Source organism: Magnetospirillum sp. SS-4 (assembly GCF_902729425.1).
GTDB lineage: Bacteria > Pseudomonadota > Alphaproteobacteria > Rhodospirillales > Magnetospirillaceae > Phaeospirillum.
This window is the reverse complement of sequence record NZ_CACVCH010000013.1, coordinates 85,338-110,206: the sequence shown is the minus strand read 5'-3', so window position 1 is coordinate 110,206 and position 24,869 is coordinate 85,338. Positions and strand designations below refer to the sequence as shown.

21 protein-coding genes are annotated in these 24,869 nt (G+C 67.7%); 14 read left to right on the top strand and 7 right to left on the bottom strand.

Going from position 1 to position 24,869, the window contains the following annotated elements; translation table 11 throughout:
* The 4 genes from MTBSS4_RS03500 to MTBSS4_RS03485 all read right to left on the bottom strand — a co-directional run bounded on the left by MTBSS4_RS03500 (position 1) and on the right by MTBSS4_RS03485 (position 5,440).
* Positions 1 to 1,191: a TIGR04372 family glycosyltransferase gene (locus MTBSS4_RS03500; RefSeq protein WP_173982010.1), complete on the bottom strand. Its 1,191-nt coding sequence runs from the start codon at positions 1,189 to 1,191 to the stop codon at positions 1 to 3.
* A gap of 9 nt (positions 1,192 to 1,200) precedes the next feature.
* Positions 1,201 to 3,291, bottom strand: coding sequence for a radical SAM protein (locus tag MTBSS4_RS03495; RefSeq protein WP_173982009.1), 2,091 nt, complete (start codon positions 3,289 to 3,291; stop codon positions 1,201 to 1,203).
* 34 nt (positions 3,292 to 3,325) lie between these two features.
* Positions 3,326 to 4,393 carry a radical SAM protein gene (locus MTBSS4_RS03490; RefSeq protein WP_173982008.1) on the bottom strand — a complete coding sequence of 356 codons (1,068 nt, stop codon included), beginning with the start codon at positions 4,391 to 4,393 and terminating at the stop codon, positions 3,326 to 3,328.
* Positions 4,394 to 4,483: 90 nt separating this feature from the next.
* The gene (locus MTBSS4_RS03485) at positions 4,484 to 5,440 is read right to left on the bottom strand and encodes a class I SAM-dependent methyltransferase (RefSeq protein WP_173982007.1); all 957 of its coding nucleotides are present in this window, start codon (positions 5,438 to 5,440) and stop codon (positions 4,484 to 4,486) included.
* A 56-nt stretch (positions 5,441 to 5,496) separates the two neighbouring features.
* On the opposite strand from MTBSS4_RS03485, the gene MTBSS4_RS03480 reads away from it, so the two are divergent.
* Genes MTBSS4_RS03480 through MTBSS4_RS03450 form a run of 7 tightly spaced genes read left to right on the top strand, consistent with a single transcriptional unit; the run spans position 5,497 to position 13,920 of the window.
* Positions 5,497 to 7,107, top strand: a complete 1,611-nt coding sequence (locus tag MTBSS4_RS03480) for a hypothetical protein (protein WP_173982006.1) — start codon at positions 5,497 to 5,499, stop codon at positions 7,105 to 7,107.
* Positions 7,108 to 7,128: 21 nt separating this feature from the next.
* The gene (locus tag MTBSS4_RS03475) at positions 7,129 to 8,244 is read left to right on the top strand and encodes a Gfo/Idh/MocA family protein (protein ID WP_173982005.1); all 1,116 of its coding nucleotides are present in this window, start codon (positions 7,129 to 7,131) and stop codon (positions 8,242 to 8,244) included.
* Complete coding sequence (locus MTBSS4_RS03470; RefSeq protein ID WP_173982004.1) at positions 8,237 to 9,295, top strand: Gfo/Idh/MocA family protein; 1,059 nt, start codon at positions 8,237 to 8,239, stop codon at positions 9,293 to 9,295. The genes MTBSS4_RS03475 and MTBSS4_RS03470 overlap by 8 nt, the downstream gene beginning before the upstream one ends.
* A complete protein-coding gene (locus MTBSS4_RS03465; RefSeq protein WP_173982003.1) occupies positions 9,292 to 10,380 on the top strand; it encodes a hypothetical protein in 1,089 nt (362 codons plus the stop codon). Before MTBSS4_RS03470 ends, MTBSS4_RS03465 begins: the two co-directional genes overlap by 4 nt.
* A complete protein-coding gene (locus MTBSS4_RS03460) occupies positions 10,377 to 11,405 on the top strand; it encodes a hypothetical protein (RefSeq protein ID WP_173982002.1) in 1,029 nt (342 codons plus the stop codon). The genes MTBSS4_RS03465 and MTBSS4_RS03460 overlap by 4 nt, the downstream gene beginning before the upstream one ends.
* Positions 11,406 to 11,408: 3 nt before the next feature.
* Positions 11,409 to 12,944, top strand: coding sequence for an MBOAT family protein (locus MTBSS4_RS03455; protein ID WP_173982001.1), 1,536 nt, complete (start codon positions 11,409 to 11,411; stop codon positions 12,942 to 12,944).
* A 1-nt stretch (position 12,945) separates the two neighbouring features.
* Complete coding sequence (locus tag MTBSS4_RS03450; RefSeq protein ID WP_173982000.1) at positions 12,946 to 13,920, top strand: hypothetical protein; 975 nt, start codon at positions 12,946 to 12,948, stop codon at positions 13,918 to 13,920.
* An 18-nt stretch (positions 13,921 to 13,938) separates the two neighbouring features.
* On the opposite strand, the gene MTBSS4_RS03445 is transcribed toward MTBSS4_RS03450, so the two are convergent.
* Entirely contained in the window at positions 13,939 to 14,355 is a 417-nt protein-coding gene (locus tag MTBSS4_RS03445; RefSeq protein ID WP_173981999.1) for a hypothetical protein, read from the bottom strand.
* 365 nt (positions 14,356 to 14,720) lie between these two features.
* On the opposite strand from MTBSS4_RS03445, the gene MTBSS4_RS03440 reads away from it, so the two are divergent.
* The 7 genes from MTBSS4_RS03440 (at position 14,721) to MTBSS4_RS03410 (ending at position 23,330) form a co-directional block, all read left to right on the top strand.
* Entirely contained in the window at positions 14,721 to 15,500 is a 780-nt protein-coding gene (locus tag MTBSS4_RS03440; RefSeq protein ID WP_173981998.1) for a J domain-containing protein, read from the top strand.
* Between the two features lie 140 nt (positions 15,501 to 15,640).
* Positions 15,641 to 16,840, top strand: coding sequence for an aminotransferase class I/II-fold pyridoxal phosphate-dependent enzyme (locus tag MTBSS4_RS03435; protein WP_173982077.1), 1,200 nt, complete (start codon positions 15,641 to 15,643; stop codon positions 16,838 to 16,840).
* A 6-nt stretch (positions 16,841 to 16,846) separates the two neighbouring features.
* Positions 16,847 to 19,255, top strand: a complete 2,409-nt coding sequence (locus MTBSS4_RS03430; RefSeq protein ID WP_173981997.1) for a DNA translocase FtsK 4TM domain-containing protein — start codon at positions 16,847 to 16,849, stop codon at positions 19,253 to 19,255.
* 7 nt (positions 19,256 to 19,262) lie between these two features.
* Positions 19,263 to 19,913, top strand: coding sequence for an outer membrane lipoprotein carrier protein LolA (locus MTBSS4_RS03425; RefSeq protein WP_173981996.1), 651 nt, complete (start codon positions 19,263 to 19,265; stop codon positions 19,911 to 19,913).
* Complete coding sequence (locus MTBSS4_RS03420) at positions 19,906 to 21,120, top strand: UbiH/UbiF/VisC/COQ6 family ubiquinone biosynthesis hydroxylase (protein ID WP_173981995.1); 1,215 nt, start codon at positions 19,906 to 19,908, stop codon at positions 21,118 to 21,120. The genes MTBSS4_RS03425 and MTBSS4_RS03420 overlap by 8 nt, the downstream gene beginning before the upstream one ends.
* Positions 21,121 to 21,223: 103 nt before the next feature.
* A complete protein-coding gene (gene dcd / locus MTBSS4_RS03415) occupies positions 21,224 to 21,778 on the top strand; it encodes a dCTP deaminase (protein ID WP_173981994.1) in 555 nt (184 codons plus the stop codon).
* A gap of 4 nt (positions 21,779 to 21,782) precedes the next feature.
* Positions 21,783 to 23,330 carry a bifunctional aminoglycoside phosphotransferase/ATP-binding protein gene (locus MTBSS4_RS03410; RefSeq protein WP_254432364.1) on the top strand — a complete coding sequence of 516 codons (1,548 nt, stop codon included), beginning with the start codon at positions 21,783 to 21,785 and terminating at the stop codon, positions 23,328 to 23,330.
* On the opposite strand, the gene gmk is transcribed toward MTBSS4_RS03410, so the two are convergent.
* Together gmk and MTBSS4_RS03400 are read right to left on the bottom strand one after the other, a co-directional pair.
* Complete coding sequence (gene gmk, locus MTBSS4_RS03405) at positions 23,305 to 23,952, bottom strand: guanylate kinase (protein ID WP_173981993.1); 648 nt, start codon at positions 23,950 to 23,952, stop codon at positions 23,305 to 23,307. The genes MTBSS4_RS03410 and gmk overlap by 26 nt on opposite strands.
* 6 nt (positions 23,953 to 23,958) lie before the next feature.
* Positions 23,959 to 24,858, bottom strand: coding sequence for a YicC/YloC family endoribonuclease (locus MTBSS4_RS03400; RefSeq protein WP_173981992.1), 900 nt, complete (start codon positions 24,856 to 24,858; stop codon positions 23,959 to 23,961).
* Positions 24,859 to 24,869: the final 11 nt, after the last annotated feature.

The window sequence follows — 24,869 nt, the reverse complement described above, 5'->3', positions numbered from 1 at the left end:
TCAGGCTTCGATCAGATAGCGGTATTTCAGGGCAAAGCTTGGCGCTAGATCCGGGATCAGGTCAATGTCGGTGGCTTGGTTCAGAAACTGGGTCTTGTACAGGCGTTGCAGTCTTGCCGCCTCCGGATTCACCGGATTGCCATCCAATTGTGCGATCATGTCGAGGCACAGTCCCAGGATCTCCTCCTCATCGTTGTCGACCGCGATCAAGCCATACTCGTCCAGTTCCCGCGGAAATCTCAGCATGGCTTCGTGAGGATGGAAAAAATTGAAAGCACCCATCTCGTACAATTCGGCAAAATTCAGAATCCGGCCTGTCCTGGCATCCTTTAGCAATTTGGTGGTGTACAGGCTGTGGCGGCCCATGGGATTGGGGATATAGGGCAGCATGTTGCTCTGCGCCACTGGTCTGCCGAACAAGCCTGGCACGAACACGGTACCGGTGCCGGGAGCCAGAAGAAAACGGCACTTTCCAAGAAGGTAGATATCGGCCCAGTCGCGCCGGAACCGGGTGGCATAGTCGATGATGCGGGAATTACCGTTTTCCGGCAGGGGAGTGTTGAGGCCGGCCCCGATGCGAATGGCATAGCCGCCGCGCCGGGTGATTTCCCCGGCCGCAGCCATGAACCCATCGATGGAGCATAGCCGGTGGGTTCCACTGTCGCCCAGGCCGGTCTGGGCGTGAAAACTGGCGTCACGACTTTGAAAGACCACGAACCAATCGTCGGGGGTCAGGCCCATATCCCTCAGCAATGATTGACCACGCTCTTCCTCTGCCTTCGAGAACGACAGGACGGGGCCGACATTGAGGGGGCGGTGGTCATGATAGTTGTTGGGCAGTGGCCGGAAGAAGCGGGTTTTCGACAAGGTGGGGCCGGCATAGTGATAAAAAGCCGACAGGATCGGGTTTTCGATGATCGGCAGAATGCGCTTCCACATGGTGAATAGCGGCTGATTGGCCGGGCGAGCTCCGAAAAAGAGACGGGTGGTGCGCGGTTCGGGTCCCTCCAGAATACGGGTGCCGACGAACACATGGGTATTGTAGGCCAAGGGACCGAACCGGGCCACCCACAGATGGGTCAGGCGAATTCTCCAGAACGGCTCGATCAGATATAGAACCGGCAGGATGAACAAATAAGAAAGCGTCTTGGCCAACGCTCTGCCGATGACGTGTTGAATCCGTTTCAACATGGCCGGCACCTAGCGAACCCACTCCAGCGAACGGCACAGCACCCTCAGATTGCTGTAATGAAACAGCTTGCCGAAGCCGAACATGGTCTGAGCATCGGTGTTGTGTTTGATTTCGGTGACATCACTCTTGGGGCGAACCCAGGCCCTGATGGCGTAGTCGATGGCCACATTGGCGCTGTCGGTGAAATAGAGCCGGGCCTCGCGGGGCTTGATCTGGATTTCACGGGGCATCACCTTGAAACCCTTGGCTTTGGCCGCCTGGAAGTCATAGCTGAACCGGTCGAACAGATCCTCGGTATAGGTGCGGGGATCGAACTTGCGCAACCGACTGAAGCGGGTGGCTTCGTCCAGATAGGTAGCCAGATCATCGTCCAGCAGGTCGTGACGCTTCAACAGCAGCAGGGCCGCATCCCGCAGAGCATCGTGCAACTCGTCGGTATGGTCCAGATAAGCTTTGACCCGATAGAACAGCAATTCGTTGCCGCCCAATTCGCCGGTGCGGAATTTCGCGATGGTGTCGGGACGGGTGACATAGTCCAGTGCGGCGGCCAAGGTGGGGTGCAACGGCTCCTGGGTTTTGTGCAGGTAGCCATCGACCAGGGCAGTCAGGCCGGGATATCGCGGGAAAGTCTCGTCCTTGACGATCCGCAACAGGTCGACCGATGATAGGCCGAGACGGCGGATCAGGCCGAACACCTCGACAAAATAATCTCGGTCGATATAGGTCTTCACCAGCAGGCTCATGACCCGGCAATCCAGCCATTCAGAGAATGTCATGGTGCTGTTGGAGACCACCACCTCCTCGATTTCGGCGATGCCGATATCCTGACCGAACAGGTGATACATGCCGACGCAGCCGACGAACACCCGGTAGCGCGGGTCCAGTTGGTAGCGCCGGCGCTGCTCCGGCAGCGCCATGGGCGAGCCCTGCAGCAGGGTCAGCTGGTGAACATTGACGATGTTCATGCCCACCTTGTCGATAGTGTCGCGCAACGAGTTATAGTGGCACTCGACACTGTCCATGGGCAGTCCGAGGATGATTTCGGTGAAGTATTCGGTGAAGCCCTCCTCGGCATTGGCCGAGTCCATGATCTCGCGCACCTTGTCCACAGGTAGGTTCTTGCGGCTGATGGCGTCCAGTACGGTGTCATCGGTGGACTGGACCGACGAGCAGAACTTGATGACGCCGAGGTCGCTGCCATTGACGATCTTGACGCATTCCATGACGCGCTCACCATGGCTCTTGCCACCGGCTACCAGCATGGCCTTGGGCCATCCAAATTTATCGATGGTGTCGCGAATGATATGGGCAAAGGTGATGTCTTCGGGATACTGACCGAAATTCAGGTCGGTCAGCAACATGTCGGTGGCGGTTTTGACGTGGGCCGCCACGTATTCCATCTCGGCGCGGGCCAGATCAGGCCGCTTGCGCACCACCTTACTGCGATGGGCATGGGAATCGGTGCAGAAGGTACAGGCATAGGGGCAGCCCCGGGTGAATTCCAGAACCGGCCGCAATTCCTGGTCGAAAAACTTGTCCATCAGCCCCATGAGATAGGGGGACGGCATCTCGGCGTAATCCATGATCCGCTTTTCCGGACCCTCGACATATGCGCCATCAGGCGTCAGGTAGAGCATGTTGTCCAGCAACCGGCCGGAGGCACGCAGTGCCGACTTGTCCATGCCGGTCTCGACCAGAGTCTTGAACAGCCCCGCGAAAGCACGTTCACCTTCGAATTTTGCGTAGAAATCGATGGAGGCATGCTCCTCCAGGAACCGGCGGCGTCCTTCCGGAGTGATACAGATATTCGGCCCCCCCATGACGATGGTCATGTGGGGGTGGGCGGCCCGCGCCATGTCGGCCACCGTCATGGAGAGGTTGGCGTTCCAGGCATAATTGGTGATGCACAGGATATCGGGCGGATTGCCGGCCATGGCCGCGTCCAACTCGGCGGGGAACTTGAAGATATCAAGCTCGATCGCGTCACCGAAGATGGTTTTGGCATAGGCGGCGACACAACCGACCCCATAGGGGAAGGTGTCGGCATTGGTGATTGTTCCGCAATGGGTCAGATCGGCGAAGTAAACGCGCTTCGACATCGGCTCGGCTTTCTTCAGGCGGAACAGGAGGGTATCACACGAATTGTCCATGTTCCGGATCAACGGCCAGATATTGCGTGAGCGCCAGATTCTTGGCGTGGGACACGCAGTGATGCTTGCACAGCCTGGACGGATCGAATTCGGCCAGGGCGCGACGGTTCTCTTCCGAGAACCAGTAGTCGCGGAATGAGCGGTTCTTGATCGAGCCCAGCGTTCCCGACTTGGTATAGGCCTTGTCCTGGCAGGTATAGACGGTCTGGTCCGCCCCGATCACCGTCAGGAACTGAAGGAACGGACAGCGGGTGTAGTTCTTCTCGAACCGGCTTTCCATCTCGTGGAAATGATCCAGCACCGTGAAGCTATCGCCGTTCAGGGCCAGGCACCGGTCGATCTCGGCCCGCGCCCCCGTGGCGAACTCATGGTGATAGCGGTTGTTCTCGTCCACTGAATTGCCGACCACGGCGGCCGACAGCTTGACATGGTTGACGCCGATATCCTTGAAGCGCGAGCAGACCTCGTGCAGCCGGTGGTAATTGTCCTTGCCGGTGATGAACGACACCCCCAGCACGCATCTGGTGCCGGTGGCGACGAACGCCTTCATGTTGTCCATCAGCCGCGAGAACTCACCCGGTTTGGCGCCCCTCGATCTGACATAGGACTCGTCGTCCCAGGCGTCGATGGACACCCGCACCCAGGTGGCGTGGCGGGCCAGTGCCTCGGCCACCCGGCCCTTGAGGTTGGAGCCGTTGGTCAGGGTCGCCACCCGCACTCCGCCAGCCGCCAGCTGGTCGATCACCTCGGGCAGGGGCTTGTACAGCAGCGGCTCGCCACCGCCGGAAAAGGTCACCGCCTTGACCCCCATGGAGACGATATCGTCTGCGATCTCGACCATCTTGTCCCTGGGGATGACGTCCTTCTCGTCCATGTCCTCGCCCAGCTTGAGGTCGTCGGTGCGATAGGCGCAGTACCAGCAGTGGTGGTTGCAATGGTTGATAGGCTTGATGCGGATATGGACCGGTGCGGCCACGGTGCCGGTGGCAAGGGCGTCGAGCTGATCCCGAAATCGCAGGAATTTAAGGTTGGAATACAGTACGCCGCTCATGGGATCGCTTTCAGGCAGACAGTCGGATTCTAGCCGCTTCCGATGGCGCCCTGTATACCGTGTTCATGTTGTGAACGTCAATGAACTTGGCTATTTCCATGCCGTGAAGCGCCTGTCCGGCAGCCCGTCGCAATGCAGGTTGCGGTCGGGATGGCGGGCCTGGAACGCATCCTTGCCGGCCTCGGCGGCGGCGCGCAATCCGGCGGCGTCGGGCTCGCGGCCCTCGACCATGGCGGCGGCGGCGTCCAGCGCCTGGGGCGCCAGCTCGGCATAGCGGTGGCGGTGGACCAGCCATTCGTTGACGTAGAGGTCGCGGGCCAGCGGCTCGACGCGCGGCAGCATCACCGGCAGCACGTTCTCGTGATCGAGCACCAGCACGTTGACGCCGTTCAGCCAGCCGGCCTCCTGCCTCTCGCGGGTGGGCTGGTCCAGATTGGCGGGATGGCCGGGGGAATAGGCCTCGAACACCATCTTGAACTCGGGATGCGAGATCAGGAAATCGCGGGTGCTTTGCCGCACGTCGAAGTAATTGGCGTCGTCGACGACGATCACCGCGCGTTCGGACAGATAGGGGCGGATCAGCAGCAGCGCCATCAGCTGGCTGCGGTAGTCGTGGGCGCCGTCGATGAAGAACACCGCCACCTTGCGCTCGCCGATATGGCCGGGCAGGCCTTCCAGCGCCGCCTCGTAATCCTGGTTGATCAGGTGGGCGTTGGTGGCGTTCAGCCGCCGCGTCCGCTCCCGGACGATGCCCAGATTCTCGCCCTTGGGGTCCAGGATCGAGAAATTGTCGATGCCGAAGCAGGCGAAGCCGGGATGCTCGATGGCCACCGACAGCAAGGACAGCCCCTGAAACACGCCGATTTCCAGATAGCACAGGCTGTCGCGGTTCCCGACCAGTCCGGCCAGACGCTGCAACAGGCCGACGGTGGCGCGGCCCGACAGGCCGCCCAGCACGGCGGCTCCCTTGTCCGACATCAGACCGTCGCAATCGGCCTCACCGATCGCCTGAAGCACCTGCCGGAAGAACGCCTGAGAGCCCATCATCGTAATCCTTCGCCACCTTGCGCGGGGGCCGGCACTATGCCACAACCCTTTTGTAAATGACCATCCTGCTCCGCACATCCGGCGACCTGCCGTCCGTCGACGGCCAGTGGCGCCACTGGCTGGCGGTGACCGAGTCCGATGTCTCCGGGCTCGATCCCGCCCGCAAGCTGCCGCGCCTGGCCCACCGGCTGGAAGCGGCGTTCGAGGATTGCCGCGAGACGTGGTGGAGCCTGGCCCGCCGGCTGGGGCGCACCCCCACGGCGGAATTGTCGCACGGCGTCGCCTGCGGCGCCTTCGGCTCGGATTTCGGCCTGATGCTGGCCTGGGACCTGCTGGCCCGCGAGCTGGCGGCGCTGCCCGAGCCCTGCCTGATGGTCTGCGACGATCCCTGGACCTTTCGCCAGATCGCGTCCCGTCCCGGCGTGACGGCCGGAACGCCGCCGCCGCTGGTCCTGCCGACATGGCGGCGGGCCATCCGCGGTTTCCTGGCGCGGGGCAAGCTGGCGCTGCGGCTGGTGGTGGCGGTGGCGAGGACCCGGCGGCTGCGGCCGGCGCTTCCGCCGGGCTCGGCGGTGCTGCTGGTCTACGGCCATCCCGGCAGCCGCGCCGACGGCTTCGACGTCTATTTTGGCACCCTGATGCGCGAGCTGCCGGCCCTGAAGCGCCTGCTGCACTGCGACTGTCCGCCCGGCCGGGCGGCCGAGCTGGCCGGGGACGGCCGCACCGCCTCGCTGCACGGCTGGGGCTCGCCCTGGTTCGCGCTCTCCATGCCGGTCCAGGCGTGGCGGCCCACCGCCGCCGACACGGCCGGCGAATTCGGTTGGCTGGTGCGTCGGGCGGCATCGCGCGAGAATTCCGGTGGCGGCCCCGCCATGAATGCCTGGCAGATGCATTGCCAGCGGCGGTTTCTTCGCTCGGCCCGGCCCGCCTCGGTGTGCTGGCCGTGGGAGAATCACGCCTGGGAACGCGATCTCTGCCGCGCCGCCCGTCCGCTGGCGGTGCGCAGCCTGGGCTATCAGCACACCGTGATCGGACCGCATCAGATCAATTACTCGCCGCGTGCCAATGTGGACGGGCTGGACAGCCTGCCCGACGAGGTGATCGCCGACGGTCCCGCCTACCGTGACGAACTGGTGGCCTGGGACGTGCCGGCCGGGCGCATCGCCGTCGCCGGGGCGTGGCGGTTGCCGCCGGTCGCCGGCGGACGTTATGCCGCCGATGCGCCGGTGTTCGTGCCGCTGTCGGCGATTCCCGCCATCGCCCGGATGCAGGTGGAGGCGGGGCGGCGGCTGGCGCGGGGCGGCCGCCGCGTGCTGGTCAAGCCGCATCCCATGTACCCGCTCGACTTCGCCGAGGAAGCCAATCTGGAGCGCACCGACACCGGCATCGCCGGCCACGCCGCCCTGTCGGCGGTGATCGCCGCCACCGGCACCTCCAGCCTGGAGGGGCTGCTGCTGGGGCTGCCCACCTTCCGGTTGCTGCCCGACGACCGGCTGGCGGTGGACATCCTGCCGGCCGGCATCAAGGCGGTGGCGGTGACGCCGGACGAGTTGCCCGGGGCGCTGGCGGCCACGCCGCCGCCCGCGCCGCTGGACTACGCCCGGGTGCTCAGTCCGCCGGACGTGGCGACCTGGAAATCCCTGCTGTTTGGTGATATTGACCCTTAGCCGCGAAGCAGGGGACATCGCATGACCAGTAATACCGTCAAAGTCGCGCTGGTGGGCTGCGGCCGCATCGCCGGCCACCACGCCCGTTCCATCGTCGCCACCGGCGGCGTCGAACTGGCCGCCGTCTGCGATCTCGTCCTCGACAAGGCCCGGGCCTATGGCGACGAGTTCGGGGTTCCCTGCTACACCGATTACCGCCGCATGCTGGCCGAGCATCCCGAGGTGGCGGTGGTGGCGGTGATCACGCCGTCCGGCATGCATTCCGAGCACGGGCTGGAGATGATGGAGCGCTTCGGCAAGCACATCATCCTGGAAAAGCCCACCATGATGCGCCCCGAGCAGCTGGAGAAGGCGTGGGAGACCGCCGACCGGCTGGGCCTGGGGATCTTCCCGGTGTTCCAGAACCGCCACAACAAGGCGGTGGCCCGCGTCAGGCAGGCCCTGGCCGACGGCGAGCTGGGCGCCATCCGCATCATGAGCGTGCGGGTGCGCTGGTGTCGGCCGCAGCGCTATTACGACCTGGCGCCCTGGCGCGGCACCTTCAGCCATGACGGCGGCGCGCTGACCAACCAGGGCATCCACCATGTCGACCTGCTGCGCCACCTGGGTGGCGAGGTCGATCAGGTTTCCGCCACCATGCGGACCTTGGGCGCCGACATCGAGGTGGAGGACACCGTGGTGGCGACCTTGCGCTATGCCGGAAAGGCGGTGGGCGTGCTGGAAGTGACCACGGCGGCCCGGCCCGACGATTTCGAGGCGTCCATCTCCATCGTCGGCGAGAAGGGGCTGGCCCAGATCGGCGGCATCGCCGTCAACGAATTGCAGGTGTTCACCCCCGATCCCACCGCCTGCGCCCTTCATTCCGAGGATTTCAAGGGCATCGAGGGCCATGGCGCGGTCTACGGCTATGGCCATGCCCAGATGTACAGGGACATCGCCGCCAGCTTCCACCAGGGCGCGCCCTATCCGGTCAGCCGCGCCGATTGCCTGGCGACCTTGAAGCTGCTGCACGCCTTCTATCGCTCGGACGAGGCCGGCGGCGGCTGGGTGACGGTGGACTCGCCCGAGCAGTCGAACCGGCTGGGCCGACCCGACGAGGCCATATCCGATCTTTACCGGATTCCCGCCCATGGCTGACCGCCTGCGGGTGGGCATCGCCGGCTATGGCGTGGTCGGCCAGCGCCGCCGCCAGTTCATCGACCAGCATCCCCACATGGAGACGGCGGCGGTGTGCGACCGCCGGCTGGACGGCGAGGGTGCCTTCGCCGACGGTGTCCGCCACTACGGCCATTACCAGCGCCTGCTGGAGGCCGAGCGGCTGGATGCGCTGTTCGTCTGCCTGACCAACGACATCGCCGCCGAGGTTACCATCGCCGGGCTGGAGCGGGGGCTGCACGTCTTCTGCGAGAAGCCGCCGGGCCGCGATCTGGCCGATATCGCCGCAGTCCGGGCGGCCGAGGCGCGCCATCCCGGCCTGAAGCTCAAATACGGCTTCAACCACCGCTATCACGATTCGGTCCGCGACGCCCTGGCGCTGGTCCAGTCGGGCGAACTGGGCCGGGTGCTGAACCTGCGCGGCGTCTACGGCAAGTCCACCATCATCGATTTCCGTTCGCCCGACCACTGGCGGACCAAGCGCACCATCGCCGGCGGCGGCGTCCTGCTGGACCAGGGCATCCACATGGTCGATCTGATCCGGCTGTTCGGCGGCGAGTTCGACGACATCCATTCCTTCGTGTCCAACGATTTCTGGAAGCACGACGTCGAGGACAACGCCTTTGCCCTGATGCGCTCGAAATCCGGCGTGGTCGCCATGCTGCACAGCTCGGCCACCCAGTGGCGGCACCGCTTCAACCTGGAGATCACCCTGTCGGGCGGCACCATCGTGCTGGCGGGCATCTTGTCGGGTTCCAAGTCCTACGGCGCCGAGACCCTGACGGTGGCCTGGGCGCATCCCCAGGACGCCGGCGACCCCAAGGAGCAGACCACCCGCTACAACCACGATCCCAGCTGGGCCGACGAGATCGCCGAATTCGCCGATGCGGTGCGCTCGGGCTCGGCCATCGTCAACGGCTCGTCCGAGGAGGCGCTGAAGACCATGGAGATGGTCTACCGCATCTATTGCGCCGATCCCCAGTGGAAGGCGCGCTGGGGCCTGACCGACCGGATTCCCGGAGAGGCGCCATGAGCCGGCGCCGGCGCGGCGCGGCGCGGCGCCCGGAGGGGGGCTCGGTCCTTGGCAACCTGCTGGCCGTCCTGTTCGGCCTGATCCTGGCGGTCGGGCTGGCCGAGGTGGCGGCGCGGGTGATGTTTCCGCGCTGGGACGAGTTCGATTCGTCGCGCTTCATCACCGTCGCCAAGGTCGCCGGCTGGCCGGACGTTCCCATCGGCCGGCCCGGGTTCGACGGCTGGTTCTCGCAAAACAACGGCGATTTCCGCAGCCATGTGCGGATCAATTCCTTCGGCCTGCGCAACGACGAGCCCGAGACCGCCGCCGCCGGCCGGCTGTGGGCGGTGGGCGATTCCTTCACCTTCGGCTGGGGGGTGGAGCGCGACCAGATCATGGGGGCGGTGGCCGGCAAGGCCCTCGACCTGCCGTGGTACGACGTCGCCAGCCCCGGCACCGATGTGTGCGGCTATCGCACCCTGATCGCCCGCATGCCGGCCGAGGCGCGGCCCAGGGCGGTGGTGGTCGGTCTCACCATCGAGAACGACGTGATGGATTACGACTGCATGGGGCGGCATGCGCTGGCGCCGGTCGAGGCCGGCGGCGGGGGGCTGCGTCCGCCGCCGCTGATCTGGTTCAAGCACGGCCTGACCCGGATTTCGGCGCTGTACAATTTCATGGCGGTGTCGGTCAAGCGGGTCGGCGGCCTCCAGACCCTGTTGATTGAACTGAGGCTGATCGACGCCCCCAATCACGGCAAGCGCATGTTCGAGGAAGGCCGCATGGACGCGGTGCTGGTCTCCGCCGCCGACGAGGTCGGGCGGTTGCGCGACATGCTGCCGCCGGCAACGCCGCTGGTGGTGGTGATCATTCCCGCCCGCCAGGACCTGATGGACGATGATCCGTTCTATCGCCGCCAGCGTCAGGACATGGTCAGGCTTTTGTCGGAACGGGGCATTGCCGCCGTCGATCCGATGCCGCTGTTCCGGCCCCATGGCGTCGGCGCCATCCATTTCGCCCATGACGGTCACTGGTCGGCGTTGGGGCATCGTCTGGCCGGCGAGGCGGCGGCGGCCCGGCTGGTGGAACTGGGCCTCGGCCGATGAGGCTGCTGCGCCGGCTTTTCCTGGCGGCGGCGGTGCCGCTGCTGGGACTCGCGGCCTTCCAGAACTGGGGCGCCGTCGGCCCCGATCCCTTCGCCCCCGGCCAGGACCGGCGGCTGGCGCGGCTGATGCTGCAATCCAATCCCCACCTGATCGCCCACAAGCTGCGCCATGTCCGGGAATCCGGCCCGTTCGACGTCCTGATCTTCGGCGATAACGCCACCTTGGCGCTGGGACAGGCGGAACTGGCGTCGCATGGCCGCGTCTTCAGCATGGCGGTGCCGGGCTCGTCGCTGGGCGGTTCGGCATCGTTGGCCCAGTCCCTGGCCGCCGCCGGCGCCCTGGCGCCGACCCTGGTGGTGCTGGTGGAGAATTTCGAGCACTTCACCCAGCAGGTGCAGATGCTGCCGCTTGGCCAGCGCTGGCCGGACATGGCCCGCCTGCTGGCCGGCAGCTTCGACGATCCCCGGGTGCCGGGCCGCGACTGGCTGCGCATGGCGGCGCGCCTGGCCCGGCAGGAGGCGACGCTGTGGCTGCTGTCGCTGTCCCCCCGCACGGTGGCCGAGCACGTTTCCATGGTGTTCGCCGGGCTGTTTCCGGTTTTCGACCCCGGCGACCAGCTGGTCTGGGGCAGGTTCAAGGCCGATGGCGCCGCCGGCCCGATGACGGCGGCGCGGCCCGGCCTGCCCCCGGTTCCGGCCGACCTGCCCGACCAACCGCAGGTGCTGGCCTCGTTCATCGCCCATGATCTGCACCGCCTCGCCACCTTGCCGGGACGACCTCGGGTGGTGGTGGCGGAATTGCCGCTGGAACCCGCCGCCGCCGCCCATTTCAACGCCAAGGCCCGCCCGGCTCCCATGGCATTGCGCAAGGCGTTCGTCGAAGCCTGCGCCCGCGAGGGGCTGGAATGCGCCCTGGCGCCGGTGCTGGGAACGTCCGGCGAGCCCAACGACTGGACCGATTACTACCATCCGCCCGCCTCGGCGATCGCGCCTTACGTCGACGGCCTGCTGCGGGGAAAGAGCTGACCCATGCTGTTCAATTCCTACCTGTTCATGCTGGTGTTCCTGCCCGCCACCCTGGGGGGCTACGCCCTGTGCGGCCGGTTCGGCCGCCGCGCCGGCACCGGCTGGCTGGTGCTGTGCTCCATGGTGTTCTACGGCTGGTGGGACATGGCCTATCTGGCCCTGATCCTGGGCTCGACCCTGGTCAATTACCGGCTGGGCCGCTCCCTGGCCGAGACCCGCTCGCGCGCCGTGCTGGCGCTGGGTCTGGCCTTCAACCTGGGGACGCTGGGCTGGTTCAAGTATGCCGGGCTGTTTTCCCGCACCTTCGCCGATCTGACCGGCCTGGACGGCTTCATCGTCACGGTGGCGCTGCCGCTGGGCATCTCGTTCTTCACCTTCCAGAAGATCGCCTATCTGGTGGATTGCTGGCGGGGCGAGACCAAGCCTTACGACATCCTGGAATTCTCGCTGTTTGTCCTGTTCTTTCCCCAGCTGATCGCCGGCCCCATCATCCATCACGCCGAGTTCCTGCCCCAGTATCAGGCGCGCCGGGCCGGCCTGGACGCCGGGAACGTGGCGGTGGGACTGACCTTGTTCATCATCGGGCTGTTCAAGAAGGTGGTGATCGCCGAATCCATGGCCCGCTACGCCACCCCCATGTTCGACGGCGCGGCGGCCGGCAACCCCATCACCGTCCTGGAGGCGTGGTCGGGAACCCTGGCCTATACCCTTCAGATTTACTTCGACTTCTCGGGCTATTCCGACATGGCGCTGGGGCTGGGGCGGATGTTCGGCCTGCGCTTCCCCGCCAATTTCGCCTCGCCCTACAAGGCCACCAGCATCATCGAATTCTGGCGGCGCTGGCACATCACCTTGTCCCGGTTCCTGCGCGACTATCTCTACGTTCCGCTGGGCGGCAACCGTCATGGCGAAGGGCGGCGCATGGCCAATCTGCTGGTCGTCATGCTGCTGGGTGGATTGTGGCACGGGGCCAACTGGACCTTCGCCGTCTGGGGCGGCCTGCACGGCCTGTTCCTGGTGATCAATCACCTGTGGCGCAAGCTGACGGCGGGGATGCGGGCGCCGGGTCCGGCCTTTGCCTACCGCGCCGCCGGGTGGGGGCTGACCTTCCTGGCGGTGATGCTGGCCTGGGTGTTCTTCCGCGCCGCCAGCTTCGAGGCGGCCATGAACGTGTTTCACGGCCTGATCGTGGCCGAGGGCCGGTTCGTGGTCACCCCCGGCCTGGAAGCGGTGGCGAACAGGCTGGCGCCGCTGCTGGGGCCGGTGTCGGTGAGCGAGCGGGCGCTGCCCTACTTCCTGGGCTTCCACCAGCTGGCGGTGACGCTGCTGGTGCTGGGGTTGGCGCTGGTGCTGCCCAACACCCAGGAATGGCTGCACGCCCACCAGCCCGCCCTGGGCGAACAGCCCAGACCCGGACACCTGGCCCGGCGGGTGGCGTGGTCTCCCAACGCCGCCTGGGCGGTGGCGATGATCGTGGTGGGTTGCATCGCCTTCGTGCAGTCCATGCAACCCGTCGAATTCATTTACTGGCAGTTCTGAGATGATCAAAGCCGATCCGGTCCGCTATCTGCGCATTCTGCTGGGCTGGGGCGCCGTCGCCCTGGTGCTGGCCCTGGCCGGCAGCGCCGTCGACGGGCGGCTGTCGTCGAATTTCTGGGTATTCCGCTGTTCGCCCGCTGGCTATTCGGCGGAATTCTACATGGGCACCTGCGCCGACCGCGCCTTTGGCGATTACGAGCACGCCGCCCTGTGGCTCGACAAGGAGCCGGCGGCGGTGGCCAACCTGAAGGCGGCCGACGTGGTGTTCCTGGGCAACAGCCGGGCGGTGATCGCGTTCTCGGCCGAGGCGGTGCGCCGCCCGTTCGAGGATCGCGGCCTGAAGACCTTCAATGCGTCCATCAACGGCGAATGGGACCTGTTCGCCAAGATGGTGGTCCAGAAGCTGGACCTCCGGCCGCGCCTGGTGGTGGTCAACGCCGATTACTTCTTCTTCAACTCCATCAATCTGTGGGGGCGGCGGGTGGTGTCGGGCCATCCCGAGGTGACGCTGGAATACGAGCTGAAGTCCAGGGTGCTCGACCTGCACCGCCGCTGGTGCCGCGACGAGCCCAACCGGTTCAGCGACATGATCTGCGGCCGCCACATGGCGCAGTACCGCTCGCGCCTCAACGGCCGCGCCCTGACGGTGGACTTCGCCCGTGATTCGTTTCCGGTGATGAAGCCGGCCACCGGCGAGCCGCGCGGCCTGGACCATATCGTCGCCACCGGGCGCGAGTTCAGGCGCATGGTGGAGGAGCGCGGCGGCTGCCTGATCCTGACGGCGGTGCCGTCCATCGAGGCGAATCCCGAGGTGGTGCGCCGCATGGCCGCCGCCATCGGCAGCCCGCTGGTGGATGTTCCCGCCGAAGGCTATGCCAGCTTCGACGGCAACCACCTGACCGTGCCCGAGGCCGAACGCTGGGGCGAGGCATTCGCCCAGCGTTTGCCGCCGGCCCTGGCGGCATGCGGGCGGTAGAAGGCGTGGGCGCGCGGCCTACGCCGTCTGGTCGGTATGGGCGGGTTCGGGAGAGGCGGGCGCCGGGGCCGTGGGCGCGGCCGTCGCCGGCGCGGCGACGGGAGACAGCGCGGCCACCGGGGGCGCGGCGGCCTGATCGGGCGCCGGCGTGGGGTGGGGCGCATCCTTGGAGGCGGCGCCCTGGCGGATGTATTCCTGGACCACTTTCTTGGAGGGATACTGGACTTCGACCTCGCCGGTGTCGGGGTCGCGGATTTCCAGCACGGCGATGCCCGAGCGGTAATCGTAATTGATGGCGGGATTGATCAGCGGAACGGCGTCCGCAGCGGCGGCCGCGCCCGAAGCGGCCGGAGAAACGGCAGCAGCAACCGCCTCGCCCCGTCCACTGAGGGGAGTGTAGGCGTATCCGCGCTCTGCTGGGCTGCCGACGAACATGGCGTTCTGCCTGAAAACGGTTCTTTTACTGCTTATACGTATAGCCTGGATTGCTCGAAATTTCAAGATGAATCGGATTCGCAACGACCGCCAATCCGGGCTATCCACTTGTTTTACAAAAGATATTTATCTTCCGCCGCCACCGGCGCCATTCCGGGCGTTATCGGCGTCGGTGCTTGGCATTACATGGCCGGATTAAGATGTACTTGTTAAAAATTGGTTATTTAAAGGCGGTTAAATCGGTGAGCTAATGTTTTTTCTTAGCGGCCAACATTGGCAGTTGACCGGTCGGCGGCATCGGGCATATTCGTTGCCCCAGGGCAAGGACGTTCCCCGACAGCCAGGACCGCGACACGGCCATCGCCATGAGAGATCACGACCAATCCGCCATCGCCGGCGCCGCCACCGTCAAGCATTCCTACACGGTTCCGTGTTCGAGCGCGTTCCGTGACGCCATCGACCGGCTGGCGGGGCGCCGCAAGGTCAATGTGGGGGATGTCGCCCGCTCGGTGCTGCTGGTGATGCCGGGCGAGGTCATCGCCGCCTTCGCCGATCCTGGCGAACCCACGCCCGAGGATCGCGAGACGGTCATCTTGAAGTCCGGTCCGGCCAAGGGACGGCCGTGGCGGCGCAAGCCCAGGCTTCAGGTGCGCATGGCGCCGGGTTACGCGGTCGAGACCATCCGCCGGGCGCTGGGCATGGCGCTGGCGCTGGATCAGGGCGGATTGCGCGTGCGCCTGGACGATCCCGCCGCGCCGCCGCCGCCGCCGCCCCGGCCGGAAGTCCGGCGGGACCCTCCGCCGGATGAATCCCAGGTCCGGCAGCATGCCGCCGCCGAGGCCTATCCCAAGGTGGAGCGCCGCCGCGAACAGAGCCAGAAGCTGGCCCAGGCCGCCGAGGAGATCGAGCGGTTGAAGGCGATCATCAGCGTGCTGGCGTTCGAGCCGCTGCCCGATGGCGTCCAGACCCGCGAGGAAGCCCTGCACGTCCTCGGCTTCCCCCCCGGCGAACGGCCGGACGGCCGGACGCTCCGGGCCAAGTTCCGCATGCTGGCCACCATCCACCACCCCGACAGCAACCATGGCGACCATCACCGCATGAGTCAGCTGAATCAGGCCATGGAACTGCTGCGCGCCTATCTCTAGACGGGGGCTGCGCCCCTGGTCTCTAGATGGGGGCTGCGCCCCCGGGCGCGCGCCTGTTTTTGCTTATCCTCTCCAGAACAAATGCGGTATAACTCGGCGCTCCGGCCTTGTCCTCCACTCCCATCGCCCGCCATGGTGCCATGATCCTCCAGCCCCATCTCGACGACCGCCTCGACACCCTGCCGGACTACCCTTTCGCCAGACTGGCCAAGCTGCTGGGCGGCGCACCCGCCTCCGACACCATCGTCATGTCCATCGGCGAGCCTCAGCACGCGCCGCCGGCCCTGGTGGCCGAGACCGTGGCGGCCAACGCCCATCTGTGGGGCAAGTATCCCCCCGCCAACGGCCCGGCCGATTTCCGCCAGGCGGTGGCCGACTGGGCCGCCCGCCGCTATGGCCTGCCCGCCGGCCTGATCGATCCGGAACGGTCGATCCTGCCGGTGGCCGGCACCCGCGAGGCGCTTTACCTGATCGCCCAGGCGGTCTGTGGCGACCGGGGCGGCAAGCGGCCGCTGGTTCTGCTGCCCAATCCGTTCTATCAGGTCTATGCCGGGGCCGCGGTCATGGCCGGGGCCGAGCCGGTATTCGTGCCCGGCCAGGACGGTTCGGTCAGCCAGCCGGATTTTTCCGCCCTGCCGGCCGAGGCGCTGGAGCGCACCGCCCTGGCCTATCTGTGCAGTCCCGCCAATCCCCAGGGCACGGTGGCTGACGCCGCCCTGCTGGAACGTTCGGTCAAGGCGGCGCGGCGCTACGGCTTCGTGCTGGCCGCCGACGAGTGCTATTCCGAGATATGGGACAAGGCGCCGCCGCCGGGGGTGCTGGGAACCTGCGCCGCCCTGGGCGAGGGACTGGCCAACGTGCTGGTGTTCAACTCTCTGTCCAAGCGGTCCAACGTGCCCGGCCTGCGTTCGGGCTTCGTCGCCGGCGACGAGACCGTCATCCGGGCGTTCTCGCGGCTGCGCTCCTATGGTGGGGCCGCCATGCCGCTGCCGGTGGCCGCCGCCGCCGCCGCCTTGTGGCGCGACGAGAGCCATGTGGAGAAGACCCGCGATCTCTACCGGGCCAAGCTGGACCTTGCCGAGGCGATCCTGGGCCGGCGATTCGGCTTCTATCGCCCGGCCGGCGGTTTTTTCCTGTGGCTGGACGTGGGCGACGGCGAGGCCGCCGCCATCCGCCTGTGGCGCGAGGCCAACATCCGGGTGCTGCCCGGCGCCTATCTGGCGGCCGAGGATTCCGAGGACGGCAATCCCGGCGGCCGCTTCATCCGGGTCGCCCTGGTCCACGACCTCGCCACCACCGAGATCGCCTTGAGGCGCATCGTCGCCGTGCTGGGCGGGTAGGCGGCGATGGCGGTTCCGTCGCGCAAGGCCAGACTCAGCAGCGGCTTCCTGCCGCGCGGCACCGCCGAATTCCTGCGCCGCCGCCTGATCCAGTCCGGCGGCCTGGCGCTGCTGGCCCTGGGGCTGGCGATGCTGGCGGCCCTGGTCACCGCCGATCCCCACGATCCCTCGTTCAATACCGCCGCCGATGGTCTGGTGGTCAACGTCATGGGCCGGCCGGGCGCCTATCTGGCCGACTTCCTCTATCAGGCGGTCGGCTGGGGCGCCGTGCTGCCTGCCGCCGCCGCCCTGGTCTGGGGGGTGCTGGTACTGGTCCATGTCCGCCTGCCCATCGGCTGGCCCTGGCGGCTGGCGCTGCTGGCGCCGTCGATGGTGGTCTGGGCGCTGGCGCTGGCCGCCTTGCCGGTTCCCGAGGCGGCCGTGCTGCCCGCCGGGCCGGGCGGCGCCCTGGGGCATCTGCTCAATGCCGGCCTCGCCCTGATCCTGCCGCCGGAAATCACCTGGATCGCCGGGCCGGCCGCCGTGGTCCTGGCCCTGGCCGGCACCGTCTACGTCATCGGCCTCAGCGGCGGCGACTGGGCGACGCTGGGCCGCCGTTCGCTGGACATGGCGGTGGCCACCGGCCATGCCGCCACCGCCCTGCGCCGTCCGCCCGCCGCCGACGATGCGCCGCCGCCGCGCCGGACCGAACCGGCCTTCCATTCCCCCTCCCGTCGCGACGACGGGGACGAGGACGACGACGACGAGGTCTTCGTCCCGCCTCCGCCGTCCTCGGCCGATGACGACGCCCCTCTCCAGGGCTACCCCCAGGGATCGCTGGTCCAGCCCAAGCGTCCGCCCGCGCCGCCGGGCAAGCGGGAACGCGCCGCCCGCCAGGGCACCCTGGACCTGGGTGCCCCGCCGTCCGCTTCCGGCTACGAACTGCCGCCCCTGTCGCTGCTGGCCCATACTCCCGACCAGACCGGCATCCGCATGAGCCAGGATTCCCTGACCCAGAACGCCAGGATGCTGGAATCGGTGCTGGAGGATTTCGGCGTCAACGGCAAGATCGTCAAGGTCCGTCCGGGGCCGGTGGTGACGCTGTACGAGCTGGAGCCGGCGCCGGGCACCAAGACCAGCCGGGTGATCGGGCTGGCCGACGACATCGCGCGGTCCATGAGCGCCCTGTCGGTGCGCATCGCCACCGTTCCGGGGCGCAGCGTCATCGGCATCGAGATGCCCAATTCCCGCCGCGAAGTGGTGTTCCTGCGCGAATTGCTGGCGGCGGAGCAGTTCGAGAAGGCCTCGGCCAAGCTGACCCTGGTGCTGGGCAAGGACATCGGCGGCGCTCCGGTGATGGTCGATCTGGCGCGCATGCCGCATCTGCTGATCGCCGGCACCACCGGCTCGGGCAAGTCGGTGGCCATCAACACCATGATCCTGTCGCTGCTCTACCGCCTGACCCCGGAAGAGTGCCGCATCATCATGATCGATCCCAAGATGCTGGAACTGTCGGTCTACGACGGCATTCCCCACCTGCTGGCCCCGGTGGTGACCGAGCCGGGCAAGGCGGTGGTCGCCCTGAAATGGGCGGTGCGCGAGATGGAGGACCGCTATCGCGCCATGAGCCAGCTCGGCGTGCGCAACATCGCCGGCTACAATCACCGCCTGGGCGAGGCCCGGACCAGGGGCGAGGTGCTGACCCGCACGGTGCAGACCGGCTTCGATCCCGAAACCGGCAAGCCGACCTACGAGGACCAGATCCTGGCGCTGGAGCCGCTGCCCTTCATCGTCGTCATCGTCGACGAGATGGCCGACCTGATGCTGGTGGCCGGCAAGGACATCGAGGCGGCGGTGCAGCGCCTGGCCCAGATGGCCCGCGCCGCCGGCATCCATATCCTGATGGCGACCCAGCGGCCGTCGGTGGACGTCATCACCGGCACCATCAAGGCCAATTTCCCCACCCGCATCTCGTTCCAGGTCACCTCCAAGATCGACAGCCGCACCATCCTGGGCGAGCAGGGCGCCGAGCAGCTGCTGGGCCAGGGCGACATGCTCTACATGGCGTCCGGCGGCCGCATCACCCGCGTGCACGGCCCCTTCGTCTCGGACGAGGAGGTGGAGAAGGTGGTGGAGCATCTGCGCTCCCAGGGCGAGCCTTCCTATATCGAGGCGGTCACCGAGGACGAGGAGGCCGAGTTCGGTCCGGCCGGCGGCGGCGGCGGTGACGGCGGCGAGGATATCTACGATCAGGCGGTGGCGGTGGTGATCCGGGAGGGCAAGGTCTCCACCAGTTTCGTGCAGCGCCAGCTTCAGATCGGCTACAATCGCGCCGCCCGCCTGGTCGAGCGCATGGAGGCCGAGGGCGTGATCAGCAGACCCAACCATGCGGGCAAGCGCGAGATTCTGGCCCGTGGCGGCAAGGAAGAGTACTGAGATGAGCATGACGCGACGACTGGCCGTGCTGACCCTGGCGCTGCTGGCCTGGTGGGGGGCGGCCGCCGATGCCGCCGGACCGAAGCCGGCCGCCCTGTCCGAGCAGGACAAGGCCGACGTCGCCCGCGCCGAGGCCTATCTCAACGGCATCACCACCCTGAAGGCCCGCTTTCTCCAGATGTCGCCCAATGGCGCCACCGCCGAGGGCGACGCCTATCTGTCGCGGCCCGGCCGGATGCGGCTGCAATACGACCCGCCCAGCCCGCTGCTGGTGGTGGCCGACGGAACCTTCCTGATCGTCCACGATTCGCAGCTCGACCCCAGCTACATTCCGCTCGACTCGACTCCGGCCGGAATCCTGGTGCGGGCCGACGTCAGGCTGACCGGCGGCGATGTGGCGGTGACCCGCGTCGCCCGCCAGCCCGGCGTGGTCCGGGTCTCGCTGGTGGCGGCCGAGGACCCGGCGGCCGGCGAGATCACCCTGGTGTTTTCCGACCGTCCGTTCGCCCTGCGCCAGTGGCAGATCCGGGATTCCCAGAACCAGATCACCACCGTGTCGCTGTTCGAGGCCCAGAGCGGCCTGACCCTGGACCCCAAGCTGTTCCGCTTCCAGGACCCCAAATTCACCAAGCCGAAGCTGAACCTTCACGATGGCTGACGGGGACTGCGACGTCCTGATCGCCGGTGGCGGTCCCGTCGGCGGGCTGCTGGCGGCGGCCCTGGCCCAGGCGGGACTGACGGTGACGGTGGTCGAGGTGGCGACGCCCGAGGTGCTGGGCCGCCCCGGCGCCGACCCCCGCGCCATCGCCGTATCCTACAGCTCGCGGCGGGCGATCGGGGCGGTGGGCGCCTGGGACGGCATGGCCGCCGCTGCCGGGGCCATCCTGGACATCCGGGTGACCGACGCCTCCTCGCCGCTGTTCCTGCATTACGACCATCGGGAGGTCGGCGACCATCCCCTGGGCTGGATCGTGCCCGCTCCCGACCTGCGCCGCGCCATCCTCGAACGCATGCGGGCCGATCCCGCCGTCTCCTTGCTGGCGCCGGCGCGGATTCGGCGGCTGGAGCGGTCGTCCCGGCGGGTCGAAGCCGAACTCGAGGACGGCCGGACCGTCCGCGCGGCGCTGGCGGTGGCGGCCGATGGCCGCGATTCGGCCACCCGCGACGGCGCCGGATTGCGGATCATCCGCCGCGACTACGCCGAAAGCGGCATTGTCTGCGTCATCGCCCATCAGCATCCTCACCACGGCGTCGCCCACGAATGCTTCCTGCCGGCCGGCCCCTTCGCCATCCTGCCGCTGGCCGGCGACCGCAGCGGCATCGTCTGGACCGAGCGCCGCGACCTTGCCGCCGCCCTCTGCGGCCTGGACGACGAGGCCTTCCTGGCTGAACTGAGCCGGCGCGTCGGCGGCTTCCTGGGCGAAATCCGGCTGGAGGGCGCCCGCTTTCATCATCCGCTGTCCCTGCACTGGGCCGAGACCATGATCGGCCGCCGCCTTGCCCTGGTCGGCGACGCCGCCCACGGCATGCATCCCATCGCCGGCCAGGGCATGAACATGGGAATCCGCGACATCTGCGCCCTGGCCGAGGTGGTGGTCGACGCCGCCCGCCTCGGCCTCGACATCGGCTCCGCCGACGTGCTGGAGCGCTATCAGCGCTGGCGCCGATTCGACACCATGCTGATGTTGGGGGTGACCGATTCGCTGGACCGCCTGTTCTCCAACGCGATCGGGCCGGTCAGGCTGGCGCGCCGCCTTGGCCTTGCCGCCGTCAACCGGTTGCCCCCGGCCAGGCGGTTCCTGATGCGTCACGCCATGGGACTGGCCGGCGACCTGCCGCGCCTGCTGCGGGGCCAGCGGCCGTAGCCGCCCGGCGGCGGGAAAGGGCGGGCGGGATCGCTTTCCCCCTGGCGCTTGTCGGCGGCGGGGCCATGCGCTACAACCGGTCAACACTTTGGGGAGCGCCGCCATGTCCGTCATGCCCGACACCTGGATTCGCGAACAGGCCATCAAGCGCGGCATGATCGAGCCGTTCACCGAGAAGCTGCAACGCGAAGGCGTCATCTCCTACGGCCTGTCGTCCTACGGCTACGACGCCCGCGTCAGCCGCGAGTTCAAGATCTTCACCAATGTCGATTCGGCGGTGGTCGATCCCAAGTCGTTCTCGCAGCAGAGCTTCGTCGACCGCGAGACCGATGTCTGCGTCATTCCCCCCAACAGCTTCGCCCTGGCGCGCACGGTGGAATATTTCCGCATCCCCCGCGACGTGCTGGTGATCTGCCTGGGCAAGTCCACCTACGCCCGCTGCGGCATCATCGTCAACGTGACGCCGCTGGAGCCGGAGTGGGAAGGCCACGTTACCCTGGAATTCTCCAACACCACGCCGCTGCCGGCCAAGATCTACGCCAACGAGGGCGCCTGTCAGTTCATCTTCCTCAGGGGCGACACGGTGTGCGAGACCTCCTACGGCGACCGTTCCGGCAAGTATCAGGGCCAGAAGGGCGTCACCCTGCCCCGGCTGTAGCGCGGTGGAAACCCAGGCCGAGGCCGTCGCCTTCCTGTCCGATCCCGCCAGCCATGGCGGTGCCGCCGTCCAGCGCATCGACACTCATATCTCGGCGGTCTTTCTGGCCGGAGATCGCGCCTTCAAACTGAAGAAGGCGGTGTGGCTGCCGTTCCTCGACTTCACCGCGCTGGCGGCGCGCAAGGCGGCTTGCGACGCCGAGTTCGAGATCAACCGCCGCGCCGCCCCCGATCTCTATCTGGGGGTCCGGCCGCTGACGCGCCGTCCCGACGGGCGGGTCGGCCTGGACGGTGATGGCGAGGTCATCGACTGGGTGGTGGAGATGAACCGTTTCGACCAGGACGGCCTGTTCGACCGGCTGGCCCGGCGCGGCGAACTGGACCGCGCCCTGGCCAACCGCCTGACCGAGGCGGTGTTCGCTTTCCATTCCGCCGCGCCCCGCCGTCCGGACAAGGGTGGAACCGCCGGACTGGCCTGGACCGTCGACACCAATCGCGCCTCCATGCTGCCCCATGTTCCGGCCATCCTCGCCGCCGGGGCGGTGGACCGGCTGACCGAGGCCTCGCGCGCGGCGGTGGCCCGGCTGGGGCCGCTGCTGGAGGCCCGGCGCGAGGCCGGGCTGGTGCGCCACTGCCACGGCGATCTCCACCTCGGCAATATCTGTCTTTACCTGGGCCGCCCGGTCCTGTTCGACGCCATCGAGTTTTCCGAGGACATCGCCTGCATCGACGTGTTCTACGATCTGGCCTTCCTGCTGATGGACCTGGACCGGCGCGGCAACCGCCGGGCCGCCAGCTGGGTGATGAACCACTACCTTGACCTGTCGGGCGACTTCGACGGGGTGGCGGCGTTGCCGCTGTTCCTGTCGGTCCGCGCCGCCATCCGCGCCCATGTCTCGGCCGCCATGGCCGTGCACGCCGGGGCCGGGGCGGCGGAACGGCTGGCGGCCGACGCCGTGGAATACCTGGACGCGGCGCAGGCCTATCTGGAGCCGCCCCCGCCCCGGCTGCTGGCGGTGGGCGGCCTTTCGGGCAGCGGCAAGTCGCGCATGGGCCGCGAGCTGGCGCCGTTCCTGGGGGTGCCGGGAGCGGCGGTGGTGCGCAGCGATTCCCTGAGAAAGCACCTGATGGGAGTTTCCATCCACGACCGCCTCGGCCCCGACGGGTATGCCGTCGAGGTCACCGAGCGAACCTACCGGGCGCTGTACGATACCTGTGCCCGCCTGCTGGCGGCCGGCCATTCGGTGGTGGCGGACGCGGTGTTCGCCCGGCCCGAGCAGCGCGCCGCCATCGAGGCGGTCGCCCGGCGGGCGGGGGTGCGCTTCGACGGCCTGTGGCTGGAGGCGCCGCCCGATCTGGCGGCGCGGCGCATCGTCGAGCGCAAGGCCAACGTCTCCGACGCCACGCCCGAGGTGCTGGAGCGGCAGCGGAGCTACGACCTGGGGGACATCGCCTGGACCCGCGTCGATTCCTCGCCGCCCAAGGACGTCACCCTGGCCGCCGGCCGCGCCGCCCTCGGCCTGGCTCCTACTCCATCCCCCGCAGGCGGGTGACGAAGTCGGGCAGCCCGACCTGACGGTCGCGCTTCAGCCGTTCGGCGGTCAGGATGGCCTGGACGCTGGCGATGGAACGCTCCAGGTCCTGATTGACTATGATGTAGTCGTATTCCGGCCAATGGCTCATCTCGTCGCCGGCCTTGGCCATGCGCTTGGCCACCACCTCGGCGCTGTCCTGGGCGCGGGCGTGCAGCCGGCGTTCCAGTTCCGCCACCGACGGCGGCAGCACGAACACCGACACCAGATCGGCGCGGGCGGCGTCGCGCACCTGCTGGGTGCCCTGCCAGTCGATGTCGAACAGCACGTCGCGGCCCTGGCGCAGGATGGCTTCCACCGGTCCGCGCGGGGTGCCGTAGTAATTGTCGAACACCCGGGCGTGTTCCAGGAATTCGCCGTCCCGGACCTGGGCCTGGAACCGTTCCACCGGGACGAAATAATAGTCCTGGCCGTCGACCTCGCCGGGGCGGGGCGGCCGGGTGGTGGCCGAGACCGACATGGAAATGCCGGAATCGCGTTGCAGGAGGGCGCGGGAAATGGTGCTCTTGCCGGCGCCGGACGGCGACGACATCACCAGCATCAGGCCGCGGCGGCCGATCAGGGGGGAAGGTTCGGTGGTCATGGCGTCCTACTCGATATTCTGGACCTGTTCCTTGAACTGGTCGATGACCGCCTTGAGGTCGAGACCGATGCGGGTCAGCTCGACGTCCGACGACTTGGAGCACAGGGTATTGGCCTCGCGGTTGAATTCCTGGGCGAGAAAGTCGAGCTTGCGGCCGATGGCGCCGCCCTGGCCGATCAGTTCGCGCGCCGCCGCCACATGGGCCTTGAGGCGGTCCAGTTCCTCGCGCACGTCGGCCTTGAGCACCAGCAGGGCCACCTCTTGCGCCACCCGGTCCTCGGCCAGGGTGGGGGCGGCCTCCAGCACCGCCTTCAACTGCGCCTGAAACCGCTCGCGGATGGCCTCGGGCCGCAAGGCGGCGCATTGCCCGGCCTTGTCGGCCAGGGCGGCGATCTCGTCGGTCTGGCCGGTCAGCACCGCGCCGATGCGCCCGCCCTCACTCTCGCGCATGGCGGCCAGCTGGTCCAGCATGGAGTCCAGGGTCGCCCTCATGGCGGCCTCGCGGGTCTGGCGGGTGGCCTCGGAATCGCCCTGCTCGGCATCGACCACCGGTTCCAGCACCCCCTTCAGCGCCAGCAGGCCGTCGAGCCGGGCCGGCGCCACGCCGGGAAAGCGGCCCTCCCATTCCTTGCACATGGACAGAAGCTGGGCCAGCATCTGGGTGTTGACCTGCATGGGCGCCTGTTCGGCAATGCGGCTGACCGACAGCGACAGCTGGACGTTGCCGCGTTTCAGCCGCCGGGCGGCGGCCTCGCGGGCCACCACTTCCAGGGCGTCGTGGCCGGGGGCCAGACGGCAGCGCAGGTCCAGGCCGCGGCCATTGACGCTTTTCGCCTCCCACACCCAGGCGGTCTGGGCGTCGCGCCCCTCGGCACGGGCATAGCCGGTCATGCTGGCGACGGTCACGGGCCTCTCCT